This is a genomic window from Pseudarthrobacter sp. MDT1-22 (assembly GCF_054511035.1).
Genome location: NZ_JBTNDK010000025.1, coordinates 1 through 13,560, shown reverse-complemented (window position 1 = coordinate 13,560; position 13,560 = coordinate 1). Strand labels below are relative to the sequence as shown.

Annotated in this window: 13 protein-coding genes, 1 pseudogene and 1 riboswitch; of the genes and pseudogenes, 4 read left to right on the top strand and 10 right to left on the bottom strand. The window is 66.3% G+C overall.

All coding sequences use genetic code 11. The features are described from left to right. Nucleotides 1-140: 140 nt before the first annotated feature. Nucleotides 141-1,007: a winged helix-turn-helix domain-containing protein gene (locus ACX80M_RS16930; protein ID WP_252599758.1), complete on the bottom strand. Its 867-nt coding sequence runs from the start codon at nt 1,005-1,007 to the stop codon at nt 141-143. A 619-nt stretch (nt 1,008-1,626) separates the two neighbouring features. Between ACX80M_RS16930 and ACX80M_RS16925 the strand changes: the two genes are divergently transcribed. The 3 genes from ACX80M_RS16925 to ACX80M_RS16915 all read left to right on the top strand — a co-directional run bounded on the left by ACX80M_RS16925 (nt 1,627) and on the right by ACX80M_RS16915 (nt 4,914). Continuing rightward, nucleotides 1,627-2,367, top strand: a complete 741-nt coding sequence (locus ACX80M_RS16925; RefSeq protein WP_459310022.1) for a response regulator transcription factor — start codon at nt 1,627-1,629, stop codon at nt 2,365-2,367. A 7-nt stretch (nt 2,368-2,374) separates the two neighbouring features. Beyond that, the gene (locus ACX80M_RS16920; RefSeq protein ID WP_459310021.1) at nt 2,375-3,928 is read left to right on the top strand and encodes a sensor histidine kinase; all 1,554 of its coding nucleotides are present in this window, start codon (nt 2,375-2,377) and stop codon (nt 3,926-3,928) included. Between the two features lie 99 nt (nt 3,929-4,027). Then, nucleotides 4,028-4,180, top strand: a riboswitch (cyclic di-AMP (ydaO/yuaA leader). Nucleotides 4,181-4,185: 5 nt separating this feature from the next. Continuing rightward, the gene (locus tag ACX80M_RS16915; RefSeq protein WP_252599761.1) at nt 4,186-4,914 is read left to right on the top strand and encodes an aggregation-promoting factor C-terminal-like domain-containing protein; all 729 of its coding nucleotides are present in this window, start codon (nt 4,186-4,188) and stop codon (nt 4,912-4,914) included. A 70-nt stretch (nt 4,915-4,984) separates the two neighbouring features. Here ACX80M_RS16915 and ACX80M_RS16910 read toward each other — a convergent pair whose 3' ends face one another. The 4 genes and pseudogenes from ACX80M_RS16910 to ACX80M_RS16895 form a co-directional block, all read right to left on the bottom strand. Then, nucleotides 4,985-5,665 carry an HAD-IA family hydrolase gene (locus tag ACX80M_RS16910; RefSeq protein ID WP_459310020.1) on the bottom strand — a complete coding sequence of 227 codons (681 nt, stop codon included), beginning with the start codon at nt 5,663-5,665 and terminating at the stop codon, nt 4,985-4,987. Nucleotides 5,666-5,695: 30 nt separating this feature from the next. Next, nucleotides 5,696-6,070 (bottom strand): annotated as a pseudogene (locus ACX80M_RS16905) (VOC family protein). 62 nt (nt 6,071-6,132) lie between these two features. Continuing rightward, nucleotides 6,133-6,768, bottom strand: a complete 636-nt coding sequence (upp, locus tag ACX80M_RS16900; RefSeq protein ID WP_056342624.1) for a uracil phosphoribosyltransferase — start codon at nt 6,766-6,768, stop codon at nt 6,133-6,135. Nucleotides 6,769-6,810: 42 nt separating this feature from the next. Further along, nucleotides 6,811-7,503 (bottom strand): phosphatase PAP2 family protein, encoded by a 693-nt coding sequence (locus tag ACX80M_RS16895; protein ID WP_459310029.1) that lies wholly within the window; start codon nt 7,501-7,503, stop codon nt 6,811-6,813. Nucleotides 7,504-7,625: 122 nt separating this feature from the next. On the opposite strand from ACX80M_RS16895, the gene tadA reads away from it, so the two are divergent. Then, nucleotides 7,626-8,132, top strand: a complete 507-nt coding sequence (gene tadA / locus ACX80M_RS16890) for a tRNA adenosine(34) deaminase TadA (protein ID WP_252599764.1) — start codon at nt 7,626-7,628, stop codon at nt 8,130-8,132. 65 nt (nt 8,133-8,197) lie between these two features. On the opposite strand, the gene ACX80M_RS16885 is transcribed toward tadA, so the two are convergent. From ACX80M_RS16885 to ACX80M_RS16865, 5 genes are all read right to left on the bottom strand, one after another. Beyond that, nucleotides 8,198-9,496, bottom strand: a complete 1,299-nt coding sequence (locus ACX80M_RS16885) for a DNA glycosylase AlkZ-like family protein (protein WP_459310019.1) — start codon at nt 9,494-9,496, stop codon at nt 8,198-8,200. Between the two features lie 3 nt (nt 9,497-9,499). Then, nucleotides 9,500-10,741, bottom strand: a complete 1,242-nt coding sequence (locus tag ACX80M_RS16880) for a glycosyltransferase (protein ID WP_459310018.1) — start codon at nt 10,739-10,741, stop codon at nt 9,500-9,502. A 4-nt stretch (nt 10,742-10,745) separates the two neighbouring features. Further along, a complete protein-coding gene (locus ACX80M_RS16875) occupies nt 10,746-11,141 on the bottom strand; it encodes a 6-pyruvoyl trahydropterin synthase family protein (protein ID WP_252599768.1) in 396 nt (131 codons plus the stop codon). Between the two features lie 3 nt (nt 11,142-11,144). Beyond that, nucleotides 11,145-12,176, bottom strand: a complete 1,032-nt coding sequence (locus ACX80M_RS16870) for a dehydrogenase (protein WP_252599832.1) — start codon at nt 12,174-12,176, stop codon at nt 11,145-11,147. A gap of 195 nt (nt 12,177-12,371) precedes the next feature. Further along, the coding region (locus tag ACX80M_RS16865; protein ID WP_459310017.1) for an HNH endonuclease signature motif containing protein at nt 12,372-13,560 on the bottom strand (1,189 nt) is incomplete at its 5' end.

The window sequence follows — 13,560 nt, the reverse complement described above, 5'->3', positions numbered from 1 at the left end:
ATTTCGCGTAGTGCCGCATCGCCGGGGCCCACGCCGCCAGGGTTCCCTGGCCGAGCTTGCGAGGCGAGGGAGGCGGTGGGGAGGAACGAAGGAGGTGTCTAAGGCACGGCGAAATGCCGCTTTGGTGCGTCGCTGAAGGCCTAGATCGAGTATTCCGGAGCGGCCCAGACAATAACTTCGGGGTGCTCGTAGAAGCGGTAGCCCTGGCCGCGGACGGTACGGACGGTGTTGGCGAGGCGGCCCAGCTTGGAGCGGAGACGGCGGATGTGGACGTCGATGGTGCGTTCGTTGGGGACTTCCTCGGCGTTGCGCCACAGGCCCTCAAGCAGTTCATCGCGGCCAACCGTGCGGGTGCCGTTTTCCACCAGGTAGTTCAGGAGTTCGAATTCCTTGAAGGTCAGGTTCAGGGATTCGCCGTCAAGGTGGACTTCGCGGCGGGCGAGGTCGATCAGGACGCCGGACGGGCGCGGGTCCTGAGGCTGCTGCAGCCGGGCAGTCTCGGTGCGCTTCTGCGCGTTCACGGTGGGGTCACCAAAGGTGGAACGGACGACGTCGAGCGCGGAACCGGGGGTGCCGGCCGGGGCCACGGCCACGGCCGCGTAGCTTTCAGCACCAGTCACGAGTGACTGTGCGTAAGCGCGGATTTCCTGGGCAAGCTTGGCAATGGAGGTTCCGGCAGCCGCTGCGGTCTCCTCGTTGATGCCCATGTAGAGGACAAATCCGCGGGCCACGGTGTCATTGGCGACCGGGCGGACAGCGTTGGGTCCCGCGATAACCGGAGTGGGCGCGGTCAGCGGCGCGGCTTCGGCAGGCTGGACCGCGCGGAGCTGTCCGTAGGAACTGGGGTTGTAGCCCTGGGGTGCGTAGCCGGGAGCAGGAAAGCTGGCTCCGGGGGCAGCCGGGGCGAATGCCGGTCGGGCACCGAACCCCTGGCGGAGGCCGGAAGCCTGGCCGGCCTTGCCTGCGTTACGGACGGAGATGTGGACGTATCCAGATGCAACTGACATGAATGCTTACCTCAATGTGAATGGCCGTCATCGCGGCTCGAATGCTGGTTGTCCCCGCAATGAAATCTGGGGATGGCGCCCTACGCTGGGCTGGGGGCGAATGCCTAAGAACTTCGCGGGGTCTGAAGATCAGGCGTGCATTCGACAACAGCGCATGTCGGCAGCAGCGGATGTGCTGGGCCAATATTCTGCGGCTGCAGGTGCTGTTGAGTTCTTGTTCACAATTGAAAGTGTGCAACGTAACAATGAGAACTTGCAAGTAACAATGGGTGCAACGTTCCGCATACTGAGACAAAATGCAGATTTGTGTTACAGATCACCATTCTGATTTGGCGGCAAAATAGGAGTTGTTGTCCGCCAAGGGTGCGCAAATGGCCCTCTCCGGCGAACAATGTTCGCCCTTTCGCCATACCAAGACCTTGAAATTCACCGGCCAATGACTTGCCGAGATTCCCTGCTGGGTTTTGCCGCCTGTCCAGCGGAGAAGGCGGCCGCCTGCGGATGGTCGGCGTCCCGCCCGGCCACCCAGATCGCCCATCCAGCTCGCTAGGCTGGGATTCACAGCGTGCGCACAGGAACCCCATAGCGCGGGCTAACCGATTGATCGGAGAGTTGTCCCATGGCCACTTCGCACTCCATGACCAACAACCTTCCGCAACTGACCCACCCGGACGGCTCCCCCATCCGAGCCTTGGTGGTTGACGACGAGCCCAGCCTTTCCGAGCTCATGAGCATGGGGCTGCGCATGGTCGGCTGGCATGTTGCCGTGGCTTCGGATGGCCCGGAGGCCGTCAAGCTTGCCAAGGAGTTCCGCCCGGACGTCCTGGTGCTGGACGTGATGCTGCCAGGGTTCGACGGCGTTGAGTTGCTGGGCAGGATCCGTGCCTTCGCGCCCGAGGTACCTGCGCTTTTCCTGACTGCCAAGGACGCTGTCCAGGACAGGATCGTGGGCCTGGCGGCCGGCGGGGACGACTACGTGACCAAGCCGTTCAGCATGGAAGAGGTCCTGCTGCGGCTGCACCGCCTTGTCCAGCGCTCCGGCGTTGCCGCGATGGACACTGCCGAACTTGTGGTGGGCGATCTTGTCCTCAACATCGACACCCGCGAAGTGACCCGTGCGGGCGACGCCCTCCAGCTCACCGCCACCCAGTTCGAGCTGCTCCGGTACCTCATGGAGAACCCCAAACGCGTCATCAGCAAAGCCCAGATCCTGGACCGCGTCTGGAACTACGACTTCGGCGGCCAGGCCAACATTGTGGAGCTCTACATCTCCTACCTGCGCAAGAAAGTGGATGCAGTGCACCCGCCCATGATCCATACCGTGCGGGGCGCCGGCTACGTCATCAAGCCGGCTGAGTAGCAGCTCGATGTCCTCGCCGCGAGCAACCCCAGCGCCAGCCCGGAGCTGGCTGAAACCGGACACCTGGCATCTGCGCACGCGCCTGATCCTGTTGGCCATGGCCCTGCTGGTGGCCATCTGCGGCGCCGTGGGGCTGTTCAGTTACGCCTCCATGGATTCCTTTCTCACCGGGCAGCTGGATGAACAGCTGAGCCAGGCCGCCAAACGGTCGAACGATCCGGGCCGCCCGCCCCTGGGCGGATTCAACGGCAGGCCGGACCCGCTTGACTCCCGCGGGCAGAGTGTCGGAACGCTGAATGCGCGGATCCTGGACGGCCAGATCCCCAGTGGCGGTTTCCTGGACTCGGACACCACGCGTCTGGCCCTCGACGCCGAAGACAAGCAGACCCTGCTGGCGCTGACGCGGAACGGCCTTCCCGTGAACCGCTCGCTGTCCAACGGGGATTACCGGATTGTGGCCGTGGAAACCGGCTACGGCGATGTCCTTGTCACGGGCCTTCCGCTCGCTGCCAAGGAGAGTACTTTGGCATCGCTGGTCTGGACTTTTGTGTTCGTTTCCCTGGGCGGCCTGGCGCTGATCGGACTGGCAGGAACTGTGCTGATCCGGCGCACCATGAAGCCGCTGGAGCAGCTTTCCGAGGTTGCAACCCGTGTGGCCAGGCTGCCGCTGGACGCGGGCGAGGTGGCACTCGCGGTGCGCGTCCCGCCGTCGAACTCCAATCCCGGAACCGAAGTGGGCAGCGTAGGGCACGCCCTCAATCTCATGCTGGACAACGTCGCCAGCGCACTCGAGGCGCGGCAGCGGAGCGAGACCAAGGTGCGGCAGTTCGTAGCCGATGCTTCCCATGAGCTGCGCACGCCGCTGACTGCCATCCGCGGGTACACGGAGCTGATGCGGATGACCGAGAGCTTCACGCCGGACGGCCGGAAATCCCTGGCCCGGGTCCAAAGCCAGTCCGAACGCATGACCACCCTGGTGGAGGATCTGCTCCTGCTCGCCCGGCTCGATGAGGGCCAGCCCCTGAAGCTCAGCGAAGTTGACCTCACACAACTCGTGATCGAAACCGTCAGTGACGAGAAGGTCATCGCCCCGGACCACCACTGGCGCCTTGAACTGCCTGACCAGCCGCTCGCCGTCACGGGTGATGCGTCCCAACTGCGTCAGGTGCTTGTCAACCTGCTATCCAATGCGCGCAAGCACACGCCGCCGGGGACCACCGTGGTCACCGCTGTCACGAAGTCTGCCAATGGCGACGCAGCGGTGACGGTAACGGACGACGGCGGGGGCATCCCTGCGGAACTCGTTGACCACGTTTTCTCCCGGTTTGCCCGCGCAGACGCGGCGCGCAAGGGTACAGCGCCGGCCTCGGGCGCCGGGGCCTCCGAAGGCACTAGTGGCTTGGGCCTGTCCATTGTCCAGTCGATCATGGAGGCCCACGGCGGTAGCGTGGAGGTGACATCGCGGGCCGGACGGACCGAGTTCGCGTTACTCTTCCCTACCGGCGCGCTCGCGCGACCCACTGACGCCCGGGCCCAGCAAGGCGACACACCGTCGTCGTGATTCCTGTTACCAAAATGTGACTTAAGCGTCCAGCTCCTGTAGCGTCGATGACGTGTGGTTCCCGTTGGGCCGCATATCCGGATGACGCCAAGCTCTGCCGCTTCCCGGATTCCGTTTTCAGAGGCAGAGGCGGGGGACCCACCGTCCCGGGCACCAAGTGCCCTTTGGGGTTAAGCCAACACGTGATTGTGCCGTGTGGCCGGATGCCCTCATCCGAACCCGACAGCTAACTCCGCAGGTGTGAGAGGCGATCCATCATGTCTGAATTCAAGGTACAAACGCGCCCGCAGGGCGACACAAAGTCCGACAGCCACCGCAAGCAGTCCCGCTTCGGTGCAGCTATGTCCCCACTGTCCAAGGCGGCCCGGATTCCCTCCGTGGGCCAGCGCGTCGCGGTGTTCGCGACGGCATGCGCCCTGCTGGTCGGCGTCAGCGCCGCAGCACACGCTTCCGAGTCTGCGTCGCTTGCGGCCAGCGCGGACCAGGCCGCCGAAGAAGCCAGCGCCCAGTCGAAGCTGAGCTTCGAGGCAGCCGAGATCCAGCCCCCGGCCTCCCCGGAAGCTGCGCCGGCCGAGATCAACGTCGCGCCCCAGGCCGCCGAACCGGCACCTGCCCCGGCCCCGGAGCCCGCTCCGGCCCCGGCTCCGGAACCTGCACCCACGCCCGTTGTGGCCGTCAACGACCCCGCAGGAGCGCAGGCCTACGCTGCTGGCCAGCTGGCGACGTACGGCTGGTCCGCTGACCAGATGCAGTGCCTGCAGACGCTGTGGACCAAGGAATCCGAATGGACCACCACGGCCACCAACGCCAGCAGCGGCGCGTACGGCATCGTCCAGTCATTGCCGGCTGAGAAGATGGCGAGCGCCGGCGCGGACTACGTCACCAACTACCGCACGCAGATCAACTGGGGCCTGAACTACATCCAGGAGCGCTACCAGTCACCGTGCGGCGCGCTGAACTTCCACCTGTCGCACAACTGGTACTAGGCCGACTGAGCCTCGCCGGCAGCCGCGGCGCTGAGCTGCGCCGGCGGATTACGAAGGTGATCCGCCGGCGTCAAAGCCGGAAAGAAATGAGTTGCCGTCCCGCGGCGTCCGTTTCCACGGAGGCGGTTACGGCGCGGTAATCCGCGATATTCAGCACGCCTGCCGGCAATTCGCCCGCATTCGGACCCACGGCCACCGTCCGGATACCCGCAGCAACGCCTGCCGCGATTCCGGCGGGCGCATCCTCGAACACCACGGCGTCCTCCGGTTCCACGCCCAGCAGCCCGGCGGCCATCAGATAGCCCTCCGGGTGCGGCTTGCCCCGTGTGACCAGGTCCGCCGTCACGGCCGTGGCCGGCATGTCCAGCCCGGCAGCGTCCATGCGGATGTCCGCCAGGGTCCTGTCCGCTGAAGTCACCAGCGCCACTGCCTGAGCCGGGAGGCTGCGAAGCAGGTCGGCAGCCCCCGGCAACGCGACGATACCGGCCGTCCGCACCCGTTCCATCGCACCCAGTTCCTCGGTGAGGGCCGCGACGTCCGCTCCCCCCGGCGCGAACCGGCGTACGGTATCGGCAGCCTGGACGCCGTGCGAAGTGCGCAGGATTTCGGCGACGTCCAGGCCGTACCGGGCCGCGAATTCTCCCCAGACCTCCTCCACTACTGCCGTGGAGTCCACCAGCGTGCCGTCCATATCGAAAAGGACGGCCCGGCAGGTCAGTGTTCGTGTGGCGGCAGGTGTGGGGATGTTCATGCTGCCTATTTTGCCCCAGGCGTCACCGGCTTAGGCGTCACGGCCCGGGATGTACTGCACCGCCCACTTGTTTCCGTCGGGATCCGCGAAGTAGACGAAGTGCCCCCAGCCCTGGATGTCTATGTCGCTGACCTCCACACCGTTGCCCTTGAGGTGGTCGTGGGCAGCCTGGATGTCGCTGACCACCATCTGCAGGCTTGGGGCCGTACCCGGAGGGGCGACATTGAGGCCCTCGCCAATACAAATGGAGCAGGCGGATCCCGGCGGGGTCAGCTGGACGAAGCGGATGCCATCCATGGGTCACTCGTCGAAATCCGGGTTGAATCCAACTTTGCTGACGTAGAAATCCTTGGCGCGGTCCACGTCGGATACGGGCACAAAAACGAGTTCAAGCTTCCAGTCCATGCGCCACAGGCTAACGGCGGCGGCAGAAAAGCGGAAGACCTGAAATCCGAAGCAGCCCCGAATTAGCCGGCGATGCCGTACAGGCGGTCGCCGGCGTCGCCGAGCCCGGGAACGATGTAGGACTTCTCGTCGAGCCGTTCGTCAATGGAGGCCAGCACGATGGTCACGTTGGCCTCGGCAAGTTCCTCTTCGAGCTTGGCCAGGCCTTCCGGCGCGGCCAGGAGGCAAATGCACGTGACGTCGGAGGCGCCGCGCTTGAACAGGAACTTGATGGCTTCGCGCAGGGTTCCGCCTGTGGCAAGCATCGGATCCAGCACAAAGATCTGCCGGTCCGTCAGGTCTTCCGGGAGCCGCTCCGCGTAGGTGATGATGTCCAGGGTTTCTTCGTCGCGGGCCATGCCCAGGAAACCCACTTCAGCAGTGGGGACCAGCTTGGTCATGCCCTCAAGCATGCCGAGCCCGGCGCGCAGGATGGGGACCACCAGAGGCGTGGGCTTGGTGAAAGCGGTGCCCACAGTGGTGCTGACCGGCGTCTCGATGGTGACCGGCTGGGTGCGGACCTCACGGGTGGCTTCGTAGGCCAGGAGGGTCACCAGCTCTTCCGTCAACTGCCGGAAGACCGGTGACGGAGTGTTCTTGTCCCGCAGGACGGTGAGCTTATGGGCGACCAGCGGGTGGTCCACAACGAGAGTGCGCATGCGTCAAAACTATCACCCGCGCGGAGGGCCTCCGGCCGGGAATCAGCTCGACGGATCCTCCCGCAGGGCGGGGTGTTCGAACGTGGGTGCCGGGCCCGCGTGCTCGCGTTTCCGCAGCACATGGAACAGCCGGTGCGCCAGGATCACGATGCCCACCCAGGCAAGGCCCAGGAACCAGCCGGCCATCACATCGGTCAGCCAGTGGTGGCCCAGGAACACCCGGCTCAGGCCCATCGCGATGATGAAGATCACCCCGGCGGTGATGGCTGTGATGCGCGCCCACAGCATTTCGAACTGGAGGCACATGACGTACACCAGGACACCGATCACCACCGTCGTATTCAGGGTGTGGCCGCTCGGGAAGGACGGCGAAGTCTCGTACGGAGGGACAGCTTCGGCGTGGTCCGGGCGGGTGCGGCCCACCAGCCGCTTGCCCACCGTGGTGGCCAGCGTGGAGACGGCCGCGGCGCCGCCCACCAGGACGATGGGCCGCCAGGTCCGGCTTAGGAACGTGAGCCAGGCTGTCAGGATGCTGGCCAGGATGGGCATGCCGATGCCCCCGCCGATGTTGGTGAAAGCCGTCACCCCGGCATCCAGTGCGGGGTTCCGAAGGCCCTGGGACAGCTCCAGCGCGGGCAGGTCCAGGGCGGCCAGTCCCTCTTCATCCACCACGTTGCTGTAGACCTCGGCACCCAGGAGCGCCATGGTGACCACCAAGGCGCCGCCCACCATCATGGTGAGCCACAGCGCGGCATATGGTTTGAACCATTGGCCCAGACGGTCCCTGAATGTGTCCACTATGCCTCCCGGCGTCCATGCTTTGCAGGCTGGATATCCTTCGAAACTATCATTGAGCCATGGTCGCCGCAGAAAAGATCCACCTCGAATGGATGGGTCTTGCCCTGAACGAAGCCCAGCGCGCGCTGGACACCGAGGATGTGCCCATCGGCGCCGTCGTGATAGGGCCCGACGGCGCCGTCCTGGGGTCTGGACGAAACCAGCGGGAAGACCTGGGAGACCCCACCGCCCACGCCGAGGTGATGGCCATCCGCCAGGCGGCGGACAGGTTGCGTGCCTTGTCCAAGCTCGACGGCGGCGCCGGGGACGGCTGGCGGCTGGCGGACTGCACGCTGGTGGTCACTCTGGAGCCGTGCGCCATGTGCGCCGGCGCGGTGGTCCTGGCCAGGATTCCCCGAGTGGTCTTCGGTGCCTGGGATGAGAAAGCCGGAGCGGCGGGCTCGGTATTCGATATCCTCCGCGACCGCCGGCTCAACCACTGGGTTGAGGTGTACGGCGGGGTCAGGGAAGAGGAGTGCGGTGCGGTTCTCAGGGACTTCTTCGCAGCGCACCGCAGCCGGCTGTAACGGGTCGTAGGGGGCTGCAATTTGTCTCGGGCCTGCTGTAGCGCTCTCACCTGCCTGCACGACTCTCAGCCTGCGGCATCCAGGGCGTCGATCCTGTCCTGGCGCGAGGCCGGCGAGTCCAGGCTGAACGAGCGGAAGTCCCCCAGTTCGTCCCGGATCCAGGCCTCTACCTCGGCGATGCGCCGGGATACTGCGGGTGTGGCCCCGTCAAAGAGCCAATAGACAATCCGTGATTTCCTGGGATCGTATTGCCACAGCCCGATGATCCGGCCGCGGTCGAAGATGGGATGGTCCGGCAGGTCAGCCTGCAACGCCAACGTGGACCCCAGGACCTGCTTTCCCTTGTCCTCCTCGGCAAACAGCTCCCCCGAGTTCCTGCGGAGCAGGACCAACGAATCCGTGCCGGCCAGCAGCTGAATCTGTTCCTCCGCCGGCGCCTCGAACGACGCAAGCCGCCCGACGTCGTCGGGCATCATCCACAGCACCTCACCGTTGGCGGTGGGAACCTCCACTGCCCCAGTGGCGGCCAACGCTGCCTTCGTGTGGGCCAGGGTGAACCCGGTGAACCATTGCGACTGCTTGACCGTGGCACCGCCAGTCCAGCCGAGATAGCGCTGCAGCAGGAGGCTGCGGGCGGCGTCGTCGTCCATGGCGGTGGGCGGCAAACCCCACAGTGTGTAGGCGTAGCGCTGCTGATCCAGCCGGCCGTTGGCGGGCACGCGCCGTATCCGGCCGTCCGCCTGGAGGAGGCCCAAGGCCGTGGGCAACGTGGTGGCGGCGCCCTTCTTTTTGCCCTCCTCACCGAGGTTCCGGACCGAATCGCCCAGGAGATCCTTGAGCTGTTTGGGGTCCAGCGGGTTGCCGGCCTCGGCGAGGGCGTGGAGGATCTCCTCCTCCAGCAGCGTGATCTCGCCGCGCTCGACGCTCATTCTTGCCAGCACACGGAACGGCGCCACGGCGGCGTCCCGGCCGATCTGGAGGCCCCACGCAAAGTCACCCTGTCCCAGCACATAGGTGCAGCCGCGGGCGGTGGGCAACTCATGGATGTTCAGCGACAGGACGTCGGCATCCGCCTGCGCGCGGCTAGTGCCGGCGCGGGCAAAGAGAGTGAGGTACGGGTTGGCGCCGCCGACGGAACGGGCCCAGCCCGCTCTGCTAAACACGTCGGCGGCATCCGCGCCCTGCAGGGAGCCGTCGAGGCCCTGCTTATGCCAGGCCCATGCCCTGAGGAGCTCCGGAGTGAGCACCTGCGGATCCGGGGCATCTTGGCTCAGGGCTTGTGGGGTCCCGGCTTGTGGGATCACGGCTTGTGGGATCACGGCTTGTGGGGTCAATACGGCGGCGGAGGTCGGGAGCGTGGTCATGGCTTATTGTCCACCGGCCGTACGCGCAGCGGTAGGCATCCCCTCGGCTGGGGTTTCTTCAGCAGGCGTTTTGGCAGCAGGCTTTTTAGCAGGCACGCCGAGGATTTCCAGGACGTTCCGGGCAGTGGAGTCCCAGCCGGGCAGCTGTTCCCGTGCCGCCAGGGCAGCGGCACGCCAGCCGGCTCGGAGGGATCCGTCCACCAGCCACTGCCGGATCACGGCAGCGAGCACGTCCGCGTGGTGGTCTTCAGGTCCGTTGCCACGAGGTGCGTCGCCTTCGGGTCCGGCGAGTCCGACGGCGGCACCTGGCACCGCATATGTCCCGGCATCACGTTCACCACCACGCTCGCCGTCCGGTCTTCCCGCGAGCCTGCCGGCGAGTCTTCGGGCGAGTCCCAACGCGTCCACGGCGCCGGTTCCCTCCCGCACGATGACGGGAATCCCGTGGGCCAGCGATTCCGTCACCACAAGCCCAAAGGCTTCGGCCCGGGACACAAGAAGGCTCAGGTCCGTCCGGCTCCACTCGTCCGCCAGGGCGGTACCGGCGAGCTGGCGGGTCATGCGCACCCTGTCCTCCATTCCAGAGGAGGCAATGGCTGCCCGGACCTGCGCCGCGTAGGCGGGATCGGCGTCGTCCGTTCCCACGAGGGACGCTGTCCAAGCGAGGTCCTGGAGCCTGGCCAGCGCGGCCACGGTCAGCAGCTGGTCCTTGTTGGGCAGCAGCGCTGCCACCGCGATGATGTGGGGCGGGGCCGAACCAGGCGCCACCGGTGCAGGATCCGTCCCGGGCAAGGCAACCGGGCTGGCGGGAAGCCCGTGCTTTTCTGCCGCCGAGGCCGCTGCGGACGAACTGGTGCAGATCACTCCGGCGGCCGCCCGCAGTGCCCGCCCTTCGCCGTCGGGGTGGCTGGGCGACGGCATGTGCTGCAGGACCCACGCGTGTTGTCCGGCGGCCGCGGCGTACTCCAGTTCGCTAGGCGCACCGCACGCAATCAGCCCGTCCACGAAGGTGACCGTTTCTGGGGTGATGTTCGCCTGCGGTGAGTCCACCCTTGGGTCCCAGGCGCCCAGCAGGCCGCCCAGCCGCCGTCGTTGTCCAGCGCTGGCGTCAGGCCACGAACCTTCCACCGCCAGTATCTCCACGGCAACCCCCAAGGATCTCAGGCCTTGGGTGAGCCGCGCGTTGTAGACGTTGCCGCCGGAGTTGTGGCGGATGTTGGCGGGGACCAGGAACCTGATCAGCATGGGATCAGGCGGACAGGTAGTGGGTGTAGGTGGCCCAGGCGTCCGGATTTTCGCGCAGGGTGACGTCGATCCCGGCGAGCTCGCGGCCGTCGTCGTCATCCGTGAGCTTGGCTGCGACGGCGTGGGCGATGTATTCCGCGAGCGCCTCGGTGGTGCTGAGCTTCCCTTCGAAGTCCGGGTGTTCGTCCAGGTTTTTGTAGTTGAGGCCGGACAGCACGTCCTCGATGATGCCGCCGGCGGCCCCGATGTCCAGGACGATCGCGTCCTGGTTCAGCGCACGACGGCGGAACGTCACCTCCGCCACGAACGTCGCCCCGTGGAGGGCCTGGGCCGGGCCAAATACGTCCCGCGGGAGGCTGTGGGCGATCATGAAATGACGTCGGACGGTCAGGCTGAACACGGGCTACTTCCTGTCTTTGGGGTTGGCTTCCGCGGGACTGTCTGCGTTGGGGTATTCGATCACGTGGCACAGGGCTTCGAGCGTGCCGTCCGCGAGGTTCTGCACTACGGCCGGCAGGTCCGTGAACGGAGAGGCGCCGGTCAGGAAGGCATCGAAGACGGGGTCCGTGAGGAGCCCAACAGCCAATTCCAGGCGCTCGGCCGTGGTCCGGCGGTGTCGCCGTGCCCGGGCAACCACGCCCACCTGGCTGGCCCGGATGGAGAGCCTGCGTGCGTGAAAGTCTTCACCCAGCGGCAGCGTGACCTTGCGGTTGGCGTACCAGGACATCTCGATGATCTCCCCCTCATCGCCGGCCAGCTGCAGGCTGCGTTCGAGGCCTTCCGGGGAAGCGGAGCAGTGGAACACGATGTCGCAGTCGGGTTTGGCATCATCCGGGCGGGCGAATTCCACGCCGAGCCTGTCCGCCAAGTGCTTACGTTCCGGGTCCAGGTCCACGAGCTGGAGGCGGGCCAGCGGGAAAGTCCGCAGCAGTGTCGCCACCATGCCTCCCACCAGACCCGCGCCGACGACGGCGACCCGGTCCCCCAGCCTCGGTCCGGCTTCCCAGAGGGCGTTAATGGCCGTTTCAACGGTGCCGGTCAGGACGGCGCGGCGGGCGGGGACGCCGTCGGGAATCCTGGTGAGGGCGTCGGCGGAAATGACATAGCGGTCCTGATGGGGATTGAGGCAGAAGACCTTCTGGCCCGCCCAACCTTCGGGCCCCTCCTCCACAACGCCCACTGAGAGATATCCGAACTTCACGGGCGACGGGAAGGTACCCTCCTGGTGCGGGGCGCGCATTTCCGCAGCCACGCGGGGCGGGACGGAGCCTTTGTGCACCACAATTTCCGTGCCTTTGCTGATGCCTGAGTACAGCGTGCGGACCAAAACTTCGCCGGGCCCGGGAGCGGGCAGGGCCTCGCTGCGGAGCTCGCCGTGTTCCGGGCCCGTGGTCCAGTATGCGGTCGCCTGCGCTTCTCTGCGTGACTTGGTCATCTTGCTCATGAATCTAGTCCGTGAGGGCTCTCCGCGACACCCACCCGGCGCGAACGAACACTTGCGGCCCTTGAAATCCGGGCCCTAACTGTCCGTTCGCGCCGTTGATGAGAGGAGAGCCCGATGGGAGAGAAGCCCAGTTCTGCCCGTCTTGGCCCTGCCAGTGCCCTAACCCTGCCCACGTTGGCCCTGCCGTCACTTGGCGCTGGCGTCGCTTGGCGCTGGCGGCCAGACAGTGCTGTGAGCAGTGAAGTCCCAGCTCGGGTAGGGGTCTTCGGGCACGGGCCCGTCCGGCAGCGCGTCGTCTGGGACGATGTCGTCCGATGGCAGCCCACAGTCGGGCAGTTCATTGCCGGGTAGATGTTTTGGCCACTCCGGTGGTTCCCAGTCTGGGTGTTCGCTTTTGTAGTGGCGTCCGGTGGGTGATATCCAGCCGGGTGGTTCGTTCTTGGTGGCGGTGGTGGGTTTCCAAGCTGTGGTGTGGCGGAGTCTGTGGTGTTTGTGGCACGGTTGGCCGAGATTGTTGATCCCGGTGGATCCTCCCCGGGCCCAGGCGAGGAGGTGGTCTGCTTCGTTCTCGAGGGAGTGGTTGCTGCAGCCGGGGAACGGGCACTTTCCGTCGCGCAACCGCAGCCATTGGCGCTGGGCTTTGGTCACGCGGTAGCTGGTTCTGCCGATCTCCAGGGGTGCTCCGTCGCGGGGGTCGATGAGGACGCGGTGGAAGGATTCGGCGCCGTCGGCGACCAGCTGGCGGGCCACGGACGGCGGAATAGGCCCGTACCCGTCGAGCATGGCCGGTTCATCCGTGAGGCCTAGGAGCGAGAACACCGGGACGGTAACGAGGACCTGTGCCCGCGGTGACGGAACACGGTCATTCCCATTTGCATCCCCGGCCGCATTATCTGTGGCACCGAGGAGCCAGGCGGCGACGCTGTCAGCGCGGAGCTGCGTGAGGGTCCGGCACTCATGAGGTCCTTGGAGGGCGCGGGCTGCGGTGGTGGTGCGGTTCCAGATTCCGGCAGCCTGATCGGCGGGGAGGTAGGCGGAGAGCCAGGCCATGCCGTCGCGGTCCGGGGCATATTCCAGGCGCCGATCGGCGGTGCTGCGTGCGTGGCGTTTTTCGATGCTGACCGGGTGCTGGCGTTCCCGCCAGGTCCGGGCCTGGTGCCGAAACCGCCCGGGGATGAGCTCACCGGCCGGGCCACTCCTCGCCGGGTTCGGTGCGTCTGGGTCCAGGAAATGCGCTTCGAGGGCTTGGGCGCCGGCAGGGTCCAGGTTCACGGTTTCGTCGACCATGATCCGGGCGTGCTGCCACGAAATCGTCCCTGCCTGCAGCGCGGAGAATGTCAGCGGCAGGGCCGTGGTCAGGGCGTGGGCTTCGGCG